Origin of the sequence: Streptomyces sp. NPDC046716 (assembly GCF_040645755.1) — a bacterium.
Classification (GTDB): Bacteria; Actinomycetota; Actinomycetes; order Streptomycetales; family Streptomycetaceae; genus Streptomyces.
The window spans coordinates 1-15,116 of record NZ_JBEYYU010000089.1; the positions used below are offsets into that span (position 1 = coordinate 1).

The 15,116-nt window shown below is 67.9% G+C and carries 14 protein-coding genes and 2 pseudogenes; 4 read left to right on the forward strand and 12 right to left on the reverse strand.

Features of this window, described 5'->3' with window-relative positions:
• Positions 1 to 2,601 precede the first annotated feature (2,601 nt).
• The 3 genes and pseudogenes from ABZ930_RS38295 to ABZ930_RS38305 all read right to left on the reverse strand — a co-directional run bounded on the left by ABZ930_RS38295 (position 2,602) and on the right by ABZ930_RS38305 (position 3,986).
• The gene (locus ABZ930_RS38295; protein WP_361559086.1) at positions 2,602 to 3,195 is read right to left on the reverse strand and encodes a hypothetical protein; all 594 of its coding nucleotides are present in this window, start codon (positions 3,193 to 3,195) and stop codon (positions 2,602 to 2,604) included.
• A 92-nt stretch (positions 3,196 to 3,287) separates the two neighbouring features.
• Positions 3,288 to 3,582: pseudogene (locus ABZ930_RS38300) on the reverse strand (arsenical-resistance protein); the annotation flags it as partial.
• A complete protein-coding gene (locus tag ABZ930_RS38305; protein WP_361559089.1) occupies positions 3,579 to 3,986 on the reverse strand; it encodes a metalloregulator ArsR/SmtB family transcription factor in 408 nt (135 codons plus the stop codon). The gene ABZ930_RS38305 and the pseudogene ABZ930_RS38300, both read right to left, overlap by 4 nt.
• A 79-nt stretch (positions 3,987 to 4,065) precedes the next feature.
• On the opposite strand from ABZ930_RS38305, the gene ABZ930_RS38310 reads away from it, so the two are divergent.
• The 3 genes and pseudogenes from ABZ930_RS38310 to ABZ930_RS38320 form a co-directional block, all read left to right on the forward strand.
• The gene (locus ABZ930_RS38310; protein WP_361559092.1) at positions 4,066 to 4,545 is read left to right on the forward strand and encodes an ArsI/CadI family heavy metal resistance metalloenzyme; all 480 of its coding nucleotides are present in this window, start codon (positions 4,066 to 4,068) and stop codon (positions 4,543 to 4,545) included.
• Positions 4,546 to 4,693: 148 nt separating this feature from the next.
• Complete coding sequence (locus ABZ930_RS38315) at positions 4,694 to 5,329, forward strand: LysE family translocator (RefSeq protein ID WP_361559095.1); 636 nt, start codon at positions 4,694 to 4,696, stop codon at positions 5,327 to 5,329.
• Between the two features lie 366 nt (positions 5,330 to 5,695).
• A pseudogene (locus ABZ930_RS38320) lies at positions 5,696 to 6,028 on the forward strand (transposase); the annotation flags it as partial.
• Between the two features lie 27 nt (positions 6,029 to 6,055).
• Here the strand turns inward: ABZ930_RS38320 and ABZ930_RS38325 are convergent.
• The 3 genes from ABZ930_RS38325 to ABZ930_RS38335 all read right to left on the reverse strand — a co-directional run bounded on the left by ABZ930_RS38325 (position 6,056) and on the right by ABZ930_RS38335 (position 8,954).
• Positions 6,056 to 6,538, reverse strand: coding sequence for a hypothetical protein (locus ABZ930_RS38325; RefSeq protein WP_361559098.1), 483 nt, complete (start codon positions 6,536 to 6,538; stop codon positions 6,056 to 6,058).
• A 1,791-nt stretch (positions 6,539 to 8,329) separates the two neighbouring features.
• A complete protein-coding gene (locus tag ABZ930_RS38330) occupies positions 8,330 to 8,692 on the reverse strand; it encodes an ANTAR domain-containing protein (RefSeq protein WP_361559101.1) in 363 nt (120 codons plus the stop codon).
• Between the two features lie 118 nt (positions 8,693 to 8,810).
• A complete protein-coding gene (locus ABZ930_RS38335) occupies positions 8,811 to 8,954 on the reverse strand; it encodes a hypothetical protein (RefSeq protein WP_361559104.1) in 144 nt (47 codons plus the stop codon).
• Between the two features lie 401 nt (positions 8,955 to 9,355).
• Here ABZ930_RS38335 and ABZ930_RS38340 point away from each other — a divergent pair, with 401 nt between their 5' ends.
• A complete protein-coding gene (locus ABZ930_RS38340) occupies positions 9,356 to 10,051 on the forward strand; it encodes a GAF and ANTAR domain-containing protein (RefSeq protein WP_361559107.1) in 696 nt (231 codons plus the stop codon).
• A gap of 371 nt (positions 10,052 to 10,422) precedes the next feature.
• Here ABZ930_RS38340 and ABZ930_RS38345 read toward each other — a convergent pair whose 3' ends face one another.
• From ABZ930_RS38345 to ABZ930_RS38370, 6 genes are all read right to left on the reverse strand, one after another.
• Entirely contained in the window at positions 10,423 to 10,752 is a 330-nt protein-coding gene (locus ABZ930_RS38345; protein WP_361559110.1) for an STAS domain-containing protein, read from the reverse strand.
• 218 nt (positions 10,753 to 10,970) lie between these two features.
• The gene (locus ABZ930_RS38350; protein WP_361559113.1) at positions 10,971 to 11,537 is read right to left on the reverse strand and encodes a hemerythrin domain-containing protein; all 567 of its coding nucleotides are present in this window, start codon (positions 11,535 to 11,537) and stop codon (positions 10,971 to 10,973) included.
• Between the two features lie 224 nt (positions 11,538 to 11,761).
• A complete protein-coding gene (locus ABZ930_RS38355) occupies positions 11,762 to 12,460 on the reverse strand; it encodes a HemK2/MTQ2 family protein methyltransferase (protein ID WP_361559116.1) in 699 nt (232 codons plus the stop codon).
• 51 nt (positions 12,461 to 12,511) lie between these two features.
• Positions 12,512 to 12,757 (reverse strand): DUF5133 domain-containing protein, encoded by a 246-nt coding sequence (locus tag ABZ930_RS38360; RefSeq protein WP_361559119.1) that lies wholly within the window; start codon positions 12,755 to 12,757, stop codon positions 12,512 to 12,514.
• Positions 12,758 to 13,264: 507 nt separating this feature from the next.
• Positions 13,265 to 13,672 carry an SsgA family sporulation/cell division regulator gene (locus tag ABZ930_RS38365; RefSeq protein ID WP_361559122.1) on the reverse strand — a complete coding sequence of 136 codons (408 nt, stop codon included), beginning with the start codon at positions 13,670 to 13,672 and terminating at the stop codon, positions 13,265 to 13,267.
• Between the two features lie 772 nt (positions 13,673 to 14,444).
• Positions 14,445 to 14,918, reverse strand: a complete 474-nt coding sequence (locus tag ABZ930_RS38370; protein ID WP_361559125.1) for a hypothetical protein — start codon at positions 14,916 to 14,918, stop codon at positions 14,445 to 14,447.
• Positions 14,919 to 15,116 lie beyond the last annotated feature (198 nt).

A 15,116-nucleotide genomic window follows, 5' to 3' on the forward strand; every position in this document is an offset into this window, starting at 1 on the left:
CCCCGTGAACGTCTCCACCCACACACGTTCAGCCCTCAACACCCCAGCCATACACCGGAGATGCCCAGATCACGGCCTTGTGCAACACCCTTTAGGCAAAGTGCTCATGAGATGGTGCTTGCCTCTTCTGCTGAACCTCAGGGTTCAGGTGGAGCACCACGCGGTTCTCACCGAAGTCGAGCACAGCTCCTTCTCCACCATGCGCGCGCACGAGAAACGCGCCGACGCCACCGCACCAGACCTAAGCCCTAAACCACAGGTCATGCGTAGGGGCACACCCGGGGAATGGCAGGAATGGATGACACCGGAGCTGGCGCGGCATTTTTCCCGTACCCACGCATCGGCCTCACAATACGGTTATCGCACGGCAGTTGCTTGAAGTGCGTCGCACTGAGCCAGCCGGGTGGCGGGGTCGGGCTAGGACCTGTCCGGCAACGTCGTGAGTGGAGCGCCTCAAAGCTCGTTCGTGTCTGCCGGCCCGGCCGTGCATCGCCCGAACGGCGTCACGACGTAGACGATGTCACGGGCACCGACGGTTCCCTTCCCGAGCCCTGGGTCGATGGGCGGGCAGACGGATTCCACCCCGTCCACGACAACCTTGTAGGTCACCGGCCAGGCACGCTTCTCGTCCTACCCCAAATAGGCGCCGCCGGATGCCCGGTCCGGGTCCCCGACCACCCGGATACCGCCCTTGCCGCACGACGAGCACCCGATGATCAGGGCGTCCGACGCCGACGTGTTGACCAACCGCACAGGCAGCCCCTTGTCGTCAGGGCTGGCGCCGGAATTGCCGCACCCCGCCACCGCAAGGACCGCAGTGACCGATGCAACGCTCAACACCACCGGCGCTCGCCGCACGACTCTCCGGGGCGATACCAGCCCCGTTCGTGAGACTCTCATCTCAGACACCCCCGTGATCACAGAATGACTCCAGATCATCGCAGGCCAGAATCACGCCGGGCAACACCTCCGGGCGAGCACCGTCCTGCCTCCCCCGTGCATGCGCAGGGGGCGTGCAAGCATCCTCGAGCGGAGCTGCTCCGTCCGCCATCCTGCGCGTCCCCACCGAGTCTTCTGATCACGCTCCCAGGAGCGGAATTCTGCGTCGACCCGAGAAGCCCGGCACAGGTGACCGCTGCGAATTTCAGGGAATGAGGACAGCACCGCCGCGCGCGGTGGCGGTCGGCTTCGCTCTTCTCTTGTCCCCGTGACGACGAGGCCGGCCCGCACCACACCCACCTGCAACACTCATGCTTCTAAAGCGTGTTGTGCGTCGAAACTTCACCCACGCGCGGGGCGGGCTGCAGGCCCCGCGGTCCGGCTGGAGGATGTGGAGCGTGATCGACTCGCTGCGGCATCCCGGAGCCCACCGCTATTCCCTGCCCGTCGGGACGGGCCCCTTCAGCCGCGCTTCTTTCTGCTCTCCTTGACGTGCTCGTACTGACGTTCTCTCCTACGGTTTGCTCCAGCGGGCTGGATCGCTCCGTTTGTCGGTGTCAGCCCCTCATACTGGGGCTCACACCGGGCGGCACCTCGCCCCGTGGCGGGGGGGGGCCGCGCAGACGCTGCGATCAGGCCGACGATTCGTCCGGCACCGGCTGGTCTGGGCGAACGCCGCCGGAGAGAGGGGCGCCGCGACGGCCGGAACCGGATTCATCAGGCTCGGGAACGGACTCGTCGGGCTCCGCTTCACCGTCCCGCGGCTGTGTCCGCCACTGCGCGTCGAGAGGATCCTCGTCCTGTGCTCCAGCCTGCTGGTCGGGAAGATCGCGCGGTATGACGGGCGGACGCTTGCCGGGAGTCTCGGGTCGCACCTCGGGCTTGGGTCGGCGTGTCATAGCTCCCCTTTCCTTTCTCGGCTTTCATGCCGCTCACGGCAGCGCCCCGGGTCCCCTCGGTCATGACCGTTCAAACGCGGCGCTCGAAGGGACGGCCATCGGCCGGATCAACGCGGACGAGCCTGCCGAGCCGGACAAGACTGCCTGGTCACGATGCCGGTAGCTCCAGTCCCCGCGCGCCGGGCCCAGCTTTCACGGAGCCCGTTCAGAGGGCGTTAGTGGCACGGGCTCGTGCCACGTTCGGGAGAAGATCCAGCGCCGCCCCTTCAAAGGCGTCGTCGCTGATGCTCGGGCGCAACGCCGAGACCTCGCGTGAGGGCCTCAACCCGCCCACGGGCGTGGGGCTGGAGACCGGGCCGCGTTCAGCATCTAGTCTGCTCCAGGCCGAACGTCGCAGACCCTTCCTCAGCGGACCAGGAAGCACCCGGCAACCCGCACGCCGGACGGCCGACCCGGCTACGCCTGAGGTAGCCGCCGACGCGCGGCCTAGAGGCCTACCCCCCGTCGGCCGGCGTGCGTATCCCGCACCTCCAGGCCACTGCATGGCGCTCGGCGCCACGGGCCTGGCAAGGGCCACCCCCGCGCTCATGAGCCGTCAGAATGCCGTCGCAGTCGGCGTCCGCACCACAGACCGGACGCACATCGACGCGCAAACCGCGCTGAGTCCAAGACGCTTCCCCGGACAAGGCAGCATCGAGTGGACCCCGCAATCCGAGGGCCACGGCCAACCGGGGGCGATCATGGTCGGTTCATGATCCACTATCTACAGGCCACTGGGATGCGTAGAGAGCCAGTCGGGATGAGTTGCCTTCAAGGAGTCGCGTTCAGCGGTGTTGGAGGCAAACACATCCACGCCTCCGGGGTAGGGACGGAAGACCCAGCGCAGGTCGGGCGGAGCGAGGGTGACCGCGATGCTGACGTCGTCCGCGACCAGTCGGAGCAGGGGGTCCACTGAGCTGTCGATGCGTGAGCGGGAGCTCACATGCACGTGCTGGTAGACAAGGTCATCCGGGTCGTCATCGTCGGAGAGCCAACTCTCCCAATGCCGCGCGTGCGGATCGACCCGCTGCAGTTCTGTCATGCGAGGTCCCGGCTCGGGGTGTTGACCCCACTCCGTGGTGATCACCCACAGTAGGTCGTCATCGGGGCCCAGTTCCTCCAAGAGCACACGTTGACGCTCAAGAATGATGGCGTACTCGTCCTCACTCTCGGGATACTCCTTGGACTCCGGGAGGCTGTGGAAACGCGCCCATCGCTCCGGGTAGACGTGGCGCAGCGAAGCACCCGGCGGAGCTGGCCACTGCCGCTCCCAGAGAGTCGACAGGGCGTCGAGGTCTTGTTTCACCCCGCTGATCATGCACGACCACCTTCACGATGCCCAGGGCTCACCATTTTTTGCAGCTATGCCCGGCACTTTCGAAACATGCCCCAGGGCGAACATCACGGCCGGCCGACGGTCCAGTTCAGCAGCAGTGAGGGCAGCAACAGGCGCCGGTCGCGGGTCACGGTGTCGAGTCGGTCGTAGCGGGCCTTGGCCAGCGCCGGGTACATCATCACGAGCAGGCCCAGTGCGATCGGCAGGGACACCCCGCTTACGGTCACCGTGGCCAGCGCGTCCCCGAGTCCCGGTATCACGCGGCCCAGAGACCGACGGCCATCGCGGCGATGATCCACACCGTCAGGTGGCGGTGTCCAGGAGCGACAGGCGCCCGGTTACTTTCTGCTCAGGTGCCCGGTCACTCACGAGTCAGCGCCGGTCGTCTCGCCACGGTCGGGCAGCGGAGTGCCGGCGGGGCGGGCCAGGATGCCCGTGAGGCGGTCGACCATCTCCGGCAGTAGCCAGTAGTAGACCCAGGTACCGCGCCGCTCGCAGTCGATCAGACCGGCCTGCCGCAGCAGCTTGAGGTGATGCGAGATCGTCGGCTGCGACAGGTCGAAGGCCGGGGTCAGGTCGCACACGCAGACTTCACCGCCCGCCTGCGAGGCGATCATCGACAGCAGTCGGAGGCGTACCGGATCACCGAGGGCCTTGAAGACTTTCGCAAGGTCAACGGCCTGTTCCTCGTCCAGTGGCGCGGTCAGCAGTCCCGGGCAGCACGCGTCCGCCTCAGTACTCTGCCCCTGCACCACAAGCTCTTGATTCGACATACTTCTATATTGACAGCCTTCGATACAGCGCGCAATGTTGCATCGACAGATATCAATGCAAGCGAATGGGAGTCCCGCCATGTCCCGCGCTCAGCTCGCCCTGCGTGTCAGCGACCTGGAGGCGTCGATCACCTTCTACTCGAAGCTGTTCAACGCCGAACCGGCCAAGCGGCGCGAGGGGTACGCCAACTTCGCCATCACCGAGCCCCCGCTCAAACTCGTCCTCATCGAGGGCGAGCCGGGGCAGGAAACCCGCCTGGATCACCTCGGCGTCGAGGTCGATTCCCCCGACCAGGTCACCGCCGCCACCGGCCGCCTGAAGGACGCCGGTCTGGCGACGTTCGCGGAGAACGACACCTCCTGCTGCTACGCCCTCCAGGACAAGGTCTGGGTCCACGGGCCCGGCCGGGAGCCCTGGGAGGTCTACGTGGTCAAGGCCGACGCCGACACCCTCGGTACGAGCGCCCAGCCCGATATCCGTGGTGACGGCTGCTGCGCGAGCCAGCCTGTAACGGAACAAGGATGCGCTTGCCGACAGCGGCAGCGCACAGGGCGCTGAGCGCTGCAGCGTCTCCTGCCGGGCCGCGCGCTTGAGGGGTGTGATCACTTCGGACGGCATCAGGCCGGGCGGGAGCAGCGGTCCGAATGCTCCGCTTTGGGGTACTCCAATTCTCCTGACGCGTCGATGACGAAGGAGTTCGCCCACGATGCCGAACCTGCTCGGCTTCCTCGGTGTGGTGATGGTGGCCTATCTCGTGCCGGGGCCGGACTTCCTGGTGATCGTCCGGGCGGGAGCCCGGGACAAGACTTTCGGCCGCGCGGCGGCCTGGGGCGCGCAGAGCGGGCTCTGCGTCCACATGTGCGCTGCGGCGCTCGGCCTGTCGGTGATCGCCGCCCGGTCGGCGTACGCGTTCACCGTCATCAAATTGGCAGGCGCCGCCTACCTGGTGTTCCTGGGCGGCCGCGCGCTGCTTGCCGCCCGCTCCGGAGCGGCCTCGTCCCGGCCGCACCGCGGCCCCGTCGCAGGTCATGAGCGCCCGAAGAGCTTCCGCTCCAGCTTCACGGAGGGTTTCCTCACCAATGTGCTCAACCCGAAGGCCGCGCTCTTCTTCCTGAGCGTCCTGCCGCAGTTCGTGGGCGGCGCGGACGGGTCCACCACGGGCCAGATCTTCTTGCTTGGAGTTGTCGACATCGCGGTGGGAGTGGCGTACTGGTTCGCGCTGGTGGAGTTCGCCGCGCGGCTGCGGCCGCTCCTGACCGACATTGCGAAGCGCCGGATCTGGGACCGGATCAGTGGGGCCCTGCTCATCGGGATCGGCGTGGGGATCGCGGCCACAGACTGAAGGCACATACGCGGAGATCGCCTTCTTCCGTACCTCAGCAGTGAAGAAGGGCACCATGAGGAGCGTTGGACGACATGCACAAAAGAGCCGACCACCGAGAGCACGGTACGGGTGATCACCCGTCGCCCGGGCATCCTCCCGCCCTTGGCGTCGTGTCTGCGTACCGCGCCGCGGATGCCGTGCCGACGTTCCAGGAAGCCCCAGGTGATCCAGGACAGCAGACCGATGACCGCCAAAAGCCAGGTGATGTTGAGGATGATGTCCATCCACAGCACGTGCGTGTAGTCGACGAACTTGCCGCTCGCCAGTCCCACGCCATACGCAGAGGGTTCCGTCTATGTCGTCATACGACACAAGTGGCCGCACAGGGTGCCGCGGATCGGTTCTGGTCGGCCCCGTAGGCGACCCGACCGTGTGCGGGCCGATAAGGCATACGGCTCCCGCGCAAACCGTTCCTACCTGCGCCGACGCGGCGTGAAGATCACCATCCCGGAGAAGTCCGACCAGATCCGCAACCGCCAGAAGCGCGGCTTCCGAGGCGGACGCCCGCCCAAGTTCGACAAGGACGACCACAAGCAGCGGCATGCGGTCGAGTGCGGGATCAACCGGCTCAAGCGCCACCGCGCCGTCGCCACCAGGTACGACAAACTCGCCGTGCGCCACCACGCGACGGTGCTGATCGCTGTCATCAATGAATGACTGTGACCTGCGCACCGGCAGCCATGCCTATTCGCCCTGCACGAGCCGACCCTCGGAAGTTCCGTAGAGCCAATGCTGCTCGGCCGGAGCCGGAGGGAGCGTTCCAGCAGCCAGATCGACCAGGGCGCCCGCCAGCTCGACAAGCGGGGCAGCGTTGATGTGCTCTACGCCGCGTAGGAAGCTGGTCGCGCTCTCCTCCAACTCGGTCCAGGTCGAGACTTCGTCCCGGCTCACCCCGCCGCGCGCCTCGATCCGCCGAGCCGCTTCCACAACACAGTTCAGGAGGGCTTGTCGTTTTTGAACGCCGAATTCATCGAGCAGGACCGCGAAGCTGCTACCCGCCAGCGCGTGTGAGAGGAGATCCTGCTCCAGCTCCGGCCACCAGGACGGTTGCAGTTCGGCCGATGTCTCTGCGCCGACTCTCGCCGCTTCGATGAAGAGCACTCCGAGGGCCACGTCATAAGCCCAGAACATGGTGTCCCCAGAAATCACCGGCACTGTCTTGCTCAACGACACTCCTCTATGGCCGATCGCTCCCGGCGCACATCATGGCCCACCGTCCCCGGCAGCCCCTTGCGTGCTCGGCTGATCACGCCATTGAACAGCGACCGGCACTTTCGCAACAGGCCCTGGCACGGGCTTGCAGGACCCGTCCGGCCCTCTACATCTGCCCTGGTCGGTCCCCGTCCACGGCGGCAGCCACGCGAGACACTCAAACCCGGCCCTCTCTGTTGTGAGGCTCAAAGAGGGCGTGGGCGTCACGCCGACGGGATGCAGACCTGCTTCCGGACGCCCGGGCATCGAACGGGACCGCCCGGTGGGGGAATGGGACGGGCGGCCCCGTGAAGAACCGTGAACACGGCCCCGCGTGCACCCTGGTACGGCGCCGGCTCCGTCCAAGGCGCCCACAGCGCAGTGTTCCACCGGCCGCCATGCAGGGCCACGCCTTCACCTTCCCCGCACACCCGACGATCGAGTCAGGGGCACCGATCAAAAGGGCACTGTCCGCGTCGCCGCGGTTGAGCACGAGCGCGGCGGAGGCGAGCAACCCGAGCAGCGTGCCGGTGAACAGCCGGTGGTAGCCGGCCACCGTCAGCAGGGCGGCGGCGAGTGCGGGGAACCGGCCCGTGATGCTGCGCGGCGGGCTGCTCCTGGCCAGCGAGCGCGCTGGTGGCCGTCCAGTCCGTCTTCTACGTACGTGACTTCCTCCGCCTCGGCGCCGACGCCGACGCGGCGGAGGGACCGGGGGTGGCGGTGGCGGTCCTCGGGGTTGTGGCGGCCGGCGCTGCGCTGACGGCGACGCGACTGTGGCCGGCGCGGGTACGTGTGTGGCCCGCCGACGCCCCCGCGTACGTCACAGGCGCGGTACGGGTCCCGAGCGGTCGGCGGCACGGCCGTCCGCGTCCCGGCGTCCGGCCTCCACCACGCTGCCCCGCGCCACGGCCGCCGCGCTGATTCCCGGACTCCCGTGCAGAGCCGCTCAAGCTCAGTCCCAAAAGCGCACCGTAGGGACAGATAGCGAAGAGAGGTCTGATTCTGGTGGGGGCCCGCGGGTCTCAGCGTGACGTTTCAACCGAAGGAACCACGCGGCTCGATGGTGCTGACGCCTGCGGGGCGGCTGGTGCGCAGGGGCGGTAACGCTGCCCATCGTCGACCAGGTGTGGCAGGTGTACGTCCTGGTCTTCGTGCTGCAGTCCGCGTCGGCGGCGTTCACTCCCGCCTTCCAGGCCGTCGGGGGTCTGGATATCGACGACGTCCTCAACGACGCCTCGGCCCGCTGCAGTGAGCCCCGAAGAGCGCGCCTCCACCCAGGTGGGAGTCACTCAGCGCTCGGTGAACCGTCGGGAGACCAAGCCCGATGACCGCACGGAGCAGGCTGCGTTGCCGTCATTCCTCCGCGAGGCGGTCGGCCAGCAGCGTTTCGTCGATGTGCGGCGCGACGGCGGCAAGGACCAGGCGCTGAAGCTCGACCGGCTCCGGTGCCTCGCCCTACCACTGCACCGGCGCCGGGCCGGGTCGAGCCCCTTTCGGCCGACGAACGTGGGCCACCGCGGATCTCCAGCCTTGCCGACCGTAACGGGGGGCGCGTACCCGCGCACCTGGTCATGAGTGAGCACGATGCGCTCTCCACGGCTCCGGCAAGCGGTTCGCAACACCCATCGCGCTCGATGCCTGCACCCGAGGCGTCGAAGTCGCCGACGTAGAGCAGCGCGGCAGGGCGCAGGTAGCGGGTGGCGCGCTCGCGTACGGCCTGCGTTTGGTGCCACAGCACTCGGCGCATGTACAGATAGGCAAGCTGGCTCAGAGCTCAGGGGTTGCGTCGCAGCCGCGCAGCGCGGCGTACCGGCCGATGGCGCGGTCCAGTTCGGCTCGCACGTCGTCGGGCATCGTGCCGCCCTGCGCGAAGGCCAGGATGTGCTCAGCGACGTGGCGGAGCTTGACGTTGGTGTGCTGCGACACGTCGCGCAGTACCCGCCAGCATTCCTCGGCAGGCAATTGGCTGAGCGCTATGACGACGCCGATGGCCTGGTCGACCAGGGCGTGCGAGGACACCGCATCGCGAAGCCCTGCCACTTCGGCATCCAGGCGTTCATGCTCACGAGCCAGATCGGTTGCGGACAGTAATTCCAAGGGGCGCGAGGGAAAGACAGCGAAGAAAGCCACGGGGACCACCAGGGTTCAGGGTAGGTGCACCGGTCTGACTTCACCATCTCGGCACCCGGGCTCCAGTGCAAGGTACGGCCTGCGAACGACTTGTGAAGATCGACCGGGCCGTATTCGCTCAGTTCGTCCAGTTGTCGGGGCCGCCGCCTCGCCAGTCGATCAGGGTGGTCCGGACGACGTCGGCCTCGTCGAGCGACTGGAGCCCCGCTCCTTGGAGGAACGCGGCGACATCCTGCACGCAGTAGGCCCCGTCAAGGATCATGTCGTCGATCCGGACACGCCTAGCGCCGTCCTCGTCGGCCGGGCAGATCACTAGGGGCGGGGAAACCATGCCTCCACCCTGCGGCAGTCCGGTCAGTCCAGCACCCCGAGCGCAGTGGCCGGCCGGCAGGTCGAGCACGCGGTGACGCCCTCGATAAGCGCGCGGCTGGCGCACGGCCATGTCTGGGATCCCTGCTCGGGGGCGGCGGCCGGGTCATCATCCCGCGCACCTTGGCCGCCGCCCACCGATCGCGCACGGCCGCCACGGGGGGGGGAACGGACGAGCCGCACGCTCTGCGAGTGCCCGATCCGGAAGCACTCATACCCGCCGCGCGTGTTCTGGCATATGTGCTCGTGGCAGGCTGGCCCCGACCAGCCTGGCAGACGACGAACGGAGAGCTGATGGACTGGCGGGACTTCTCGGTGCACATGGCGTCGATGGCGCGCGGTTTTCTGGCCCGGGACTCCGTGGACGCCACCCTGGACAAGATCACCGATGCGGCTGTCGCCCTCGTCGACGACTGCCATGCGGCAGGCATCCTGATTCTGCGCAAGGGTCAGGTGACGACCCTGGCCGCGTCCGGGCCCATGGTCGACGAAAGCGACCGGCTCCAGGAACAACTCGGCGAGGGCCCCTGCTTCGACGCCGCCCGCATCGAACACCCCGTCTTCCGCATCCACGACCTGTCCACCGAGACCATCCGCTGGCAGCACTACGCACCCAAGGCCCACGCCCTGGGCATCGGCAGCATGATGGGCTTCCTCCTCTACACCGACGACCAGGACAACCTCGGCGCCCTCAACCTCTACTCCCGCAAGCCCGGCGCGTTCACCGACGACAGCGAAACCGCCGGCTGGCTGCTCGCCTCCCACGCCGCGGTCGCCCTCGCCGGGGCGCGTGAGCACGCCGGCCTCCAGCGCGCCATCGACTCCCGCCACACCATCGGCCAGGCCATGGGCATCCTCATGGCCCAACACCACATCGACGAAGACGAAGCCTTCAACGTCCTCCGCCGCTACTCGCAGGAGAAGAACATCAAACTCCGCGAAGCAGCACGCCAGTTGTGCGAGAGCACGGCGTCGTCTGCCGAGCACTGACGGGCCGGCCACCCCCGCCTGGGGCGGCCATGCCCCGAGCCCGACCGATCCGGGTGGGGGCCGACGGATATCAGAGGCAAAGGAGTGGGCCAAGCCTCTACCTGCATGGGCCGGGCCCCAGTGGCATCACAAGCAGAACGAGCGTGGAATTCGATCCCCGCTTCCCCGACGCCTGGGCCTCGGACGGAGCCGCCCGGTGGGGGAATTGGACAGGCGGCCCCTGAAGAACCGTGAACACGGCCCCGCGTGTGCCCTGATACGGCGCCGACTCCGTCCAAGGCGCCCACAGCCGCAGTCTTCCACCGCCTGCCGTGCAGGGCCACCCCTTCACCCTCCCCGCACACCCCACGGTCGAAGGCCCGGGACGCCGGTCAAAGGGCTCGGTCGACGTCGATGCCGTCGGGTGTGATGCCACAGCGCTCTGGCGTTCCGGTGACCGCGAACAGGCGGGTGAGCGGAGGCTGCAGCGGGCCACGGACGACGAGAGTGTGCCCACGGGCCGCGGCGTGACGTTTCAGCCGAAGGGACCAGCCGAGCAGTTGAGTAGCGCAGTAGGTGACGTCGCGGACGTCGACGATGGTCGTAGCCCTGGTCGGCTCACTGCAGCGGGCCGAAGCATCGTCGGTATCCAGATCCCCGTACAAGGTGATGACCAACAGGCCCTCGGACTGCTCAACATCGGCAGGGGCGGGTTCGTACATGGGCTGCGATCTTTCAACGTCACGGCCGGCGCTTCGCGCGTGGCCCCGTCTAGGAGGCGAGTCTCCGGCCGGGGTTCAGGGCCGGAAACTCTGTGCCATGCTGCCGCAACGATCCGGCCGCCCCCGCCAGAATCAGGCCGCGGCGCCGGGCGCGCCGCACCGTCCCTCAGGGCAAGCGATCCTAGTCCCGGGCCACGTCGGACGCCGTCAGGGCGCGCTTACGATGTGGTCCTGCCGCGGCCGGTGACGTAGTCGCGGACCCTGTCGACCAGACCGGCACCCGGGGCCAGGAGCTTGAGGGTGGCCGGCGAGTCCGGCGCATGCGGATGCGGGCGCGTCGGCGCGGTCTGCTTCGCCGCACGGACCTTGTCCCCCAGCTCGATCAACTCCTGGACCGTGCAGGCCCGCTGCAAGCGGGGAGGAGATTGTTCTCCTCGTCGCGCACATGCTCGCTGACTTCCTCCTGCAAAGCAGCGACCTGGGCGTCGAACACCTCCGCATGGGGTGCGGGCCCGCTCGAGACCCTTCAGCCGCTTCTCCACCCCGGCATGGTCCTCAAGCTCCTTGTCCGCCAATGCCTCACCACCGACCACGCAGCGGCGCACCGCCGGGTAGAGGTACATCTCCTCCGCGACCGAGTGACGCACCAGCTCGATGGTGAACAAGTCCGCGATGTGTTTGCGCTCCTCGCTGCCGGACGGCGCCTTGTCGTAGCGGGCGATGAGTTCCTCGACCTCTCGGTGATCGCTTTTCAGCTCCTCGACCACACTGTTTCGGGTCGTCATGGCAGCCTCCTTTTCTCGCCTCCGGATGCGGGCGGCGGTGTTGCCGGCGCCCGGATGCCCTCCCCCGGCCGCTCGACACTGCCGAGGGGCTGTATGGGAAGGACCGTTGACCAGTGGTTTTGTGGTGAGGTCGTGATGCGTCAGAGCGCTCCGCTTGCGGGTTTCGTCTCCGTCGGTCACTTCGACCGGAAGGCCTCTCGATAGGCCTTTACGCGGCGCGGGCTTCAGCTGAGTTCGGCACGGACGACCACCAACTCTTCGTAGGTCGCATCGGCGTCCAGAAGCCCTTGGGCGCACAGCCAGGCGCGGCGCGTGCGCAGAACCGGACCGAACGGAACATAGGCCCTGTCGATCACCGCAGCACTCATACCGCGGTCCTCCAGTCGGCGCACGCTCCGCGACGGATCGCACAATGCGGAGTGGACCATCAGCAGGGTGCCGCCCTTGCGCAGTGCACGCGGAGCGGCGTCACACACCCGGTCGACCACGGCGCGGCCGTCCGGCCCGCCGTCCCAGGCCCGCGCCTCCCCACGGGCCGTGCGGGTCCCGGGTGGCAGCGGCACGTAGGGCGGATTGCTGACAACCAGATCGAACGATCCCGGCGCCCATGCCAATCCCAGATCACCGTGGCGGACGATGATGGGCGTCCGGTTGATCCGGGCGTTGAGGCGCGCCGTCCACACCGCACGCCACGACAGGTCGACGGCGGTCACGTGCGCTCCCCGCCGTGCCGCGGCGAGAGCCGCGGCTCCCGTTCCGGTACCCAGGTCGAGCACCTCGCTCCGCTCGCTGACGGATTCACCGTCCAGCGCCTGGAGCAGCAGGTCGGTGTCGTACTGCGGCGCGTACACGCCGCGAGGCGCCAGCAGGCGCGGCGGCGGGGCCGGTGGGATGGTCTGTGCTGCGCGTGCGTGTGCGGTCATGGGCGTATCCCTGCTGCGGTGGCCACGGCTCTTCCGGTTCGGCGGGAGCGCTCAGCGCCCCGCGGGAGCCGTCTCTTGAGGAGTCGGCAGACCCGCTTGCTCAGCTCGCTGGAGCAGGGCGTCCGCGACGGTCAGTGCCGCCGTGAGACTGCGCGCGTTGGTGATCACGCACAACGTGTAGGAGACGTCGGCGAGCTGTCTCGCGGTCCGTGGACCGGGCTGCTCCGCGTGCTCGATTCGGGCTGTCGCGTACTGGGCGAGCAACGTGCGCAGGACAGCACAGGAAGGCGTGATCATGGTGACTCCAGAGACCAGTCAGCGGCAGTCGGATGTGCGGTGCCTGTGATCCCAAGCGGGTCCTGAGTTCCCAGAGATTTGCAGGTGAAACGCGAGCTCGCGCCCCCGGTCGTGGGTAAACACGGTTGGTGAAAAGACAGCGTTCCACCCCTGCGCCTTCGTCTGGACTGTGTACCGTCTTGCCCCATGAGCAGACCGCCGCGAATTGCGCGGCCGAGAGAGCGGCAGCCAGGGCGCCTCCTATGCCGCCCACCGGGCTCGTAGCGCAGACGGCACGCGCCCGGCGAGCCAGCCATAGTGATCCGGTCCCGGCGCGCCGCGCGCCAAGACGTGTAGCGCATCAATCCACCGTTGCTCCCGCTTCACCAGCAAGAGGTGACCACTGCGAACAGCAGTTGCGCCCCGGAGTCAGCGCTGGGCGCGAGGGTGGGCTCGGACTGTAGCGGAGTGGGTGCTGCCGGCGTCTGCGGGCCCCAGAAAGGGGGCCGCTGTGGCGCGGTGACTGCGCTACCGGCTACGGACAAGTTGACGGATCTCCGCCCGCCAATCCACCCGGTCCATCTCCGATCCGGCGGGGACGGCCGTGTAGGTGTGCGCAAGCCGGTGTCGCAGGGGTCCGCGGCGGATCTCGATGAGCGCGTTGGCGTAATCGGAGCCAAGGCGCACCATCAGTACTTCGTTGCCCGAACCGTTCAGCGAGGCCCATGCCAGCACGTCGCCGTGGACCGCGCTCGTGTCGGAGCCGGTCACGAGCAGGTCCCGGGACAGCCACCACTGCACCCGGTGACCACCGGGCCCGTAGAAGGCGAGGAGAACGGCGAACGGATCCTGCTGGTCGTAGCGGAGGTCCATGAGAAGCGGCACAAGGCGGCCGTCGTCGCAGTGAAGTCGGACAGGAAGGGCGGAGACCGGCATGCCGGTCTCCGGCGTGCGGCGCGGCAGGACGGCATGCCCCGGCGATCTGGGTGAAGCGTCACGTCGGCCGAGTACTACGACGACCCGGTGCAGAAGACGGCGGAACGCAGACAGAGGAGTCATGGGGCGGTCCTTAAGGGGGGGGTGTGGGAACAGGAAAGGACGGCCACTGGTCCAGACCGGGGAGTCCGGTACCCTTCTGGCCGCGTCTCACGCACGAAGGTGTCCGGAGTCTTCTTGCTTCGGCCCACGCCCGGTAGACGGCGCTCCCACGGCGGTATTCGCAGCCCGAAGGTTTCCTTGTGCCGCGTCAGGACGACGTCAGAGGCGAGGGCCGCGGCGATGTGCTCGCGGTTCGCCTCCGGGGGTAGACGGGCTTCGCCGAACACGGCCAGCACGCCTAACCGATTGCCCGCACGGGTGAGGGGCACGGCCGCGGCGGCCCGGAATCCGAGCTTCAGGACCGCACGCCCGTAGTTCGGCCATTGGGCCACCAGGCCAGCGTCGGCGGTGGCCACCGCCGACGCTGCGCGCCACCTCGCACCGCAAGCACTCTGTGCCGGTCGGCACCGTCCCGCTGTCCCAGGAGATCATGGAAGCCGGCGGCCGCAGCCGCCTGCACGGCACGCGCCCGCGCCGATGCCGCTCGCTGCCACGCTGGGTCGGCGCTACGTCGAGTCACCTTCTTGAAGCTACTCGCAGCGCCAAAAAGAGCCACCGTGTCCGGAAGACCGGACCTTGCGGAAGAGCCGGTTGGCCCGGCCCGCAATCTCTAGGCCGGCTCTACCAGTTCGATCGCGATGGGCGCGGCGGACTCGATCTCGATCGTGGCCGCTTCGTCCTCTTGCAGGGCGTCAGAGGAAGCATCGACGGGCAGTACGACCAGCCTTGTGTGCGGTCGAGGAACCCGACCCAGGTCCAGAGGCGGGTCGTGACGCAGGATGTCGATGACACGAACGAGCGTCTCGGGGATGCTGACGCTGCACGAGTCCCCGCGGTTCAGGTACTGAGGGCTCGGCTCGGTGCGGAACAGCGTGTAGGACCATTCCCGTGAGCCAGGATCGACAGGGAAGGCCACTTGCCCGTTCCATCGGAACCGGGAGTCCGGATCGGCCTTCTCCCAGGGCCACTCCACAGAGATGTAAGAGCCCCGATCATCAGCGACGAGCGTTCTTGCTGGCGAGCAGCTCACTTTCAGTACGTCGCCTACCTGGTAGGCCGGCCGACCGTCCTCGCGCTCCACCACGCTGTCCCCCACATGTCTGATCCGCGTCCGAAGGCTACCGCTGCTTGTTGCCTTCTTCTTGCCCTGGGGCTTGTCGGAGATCTTGGCGGCCTGCGTTTTTGCGGCTCCGGGACTCGGTCGCGGTTGCCCGAGCAGTCGTCATCGGTCGTCGTCGGCTGGTACTGAGCAGCTTCGGCCCGCCCAGGGACGGCCCAGGAT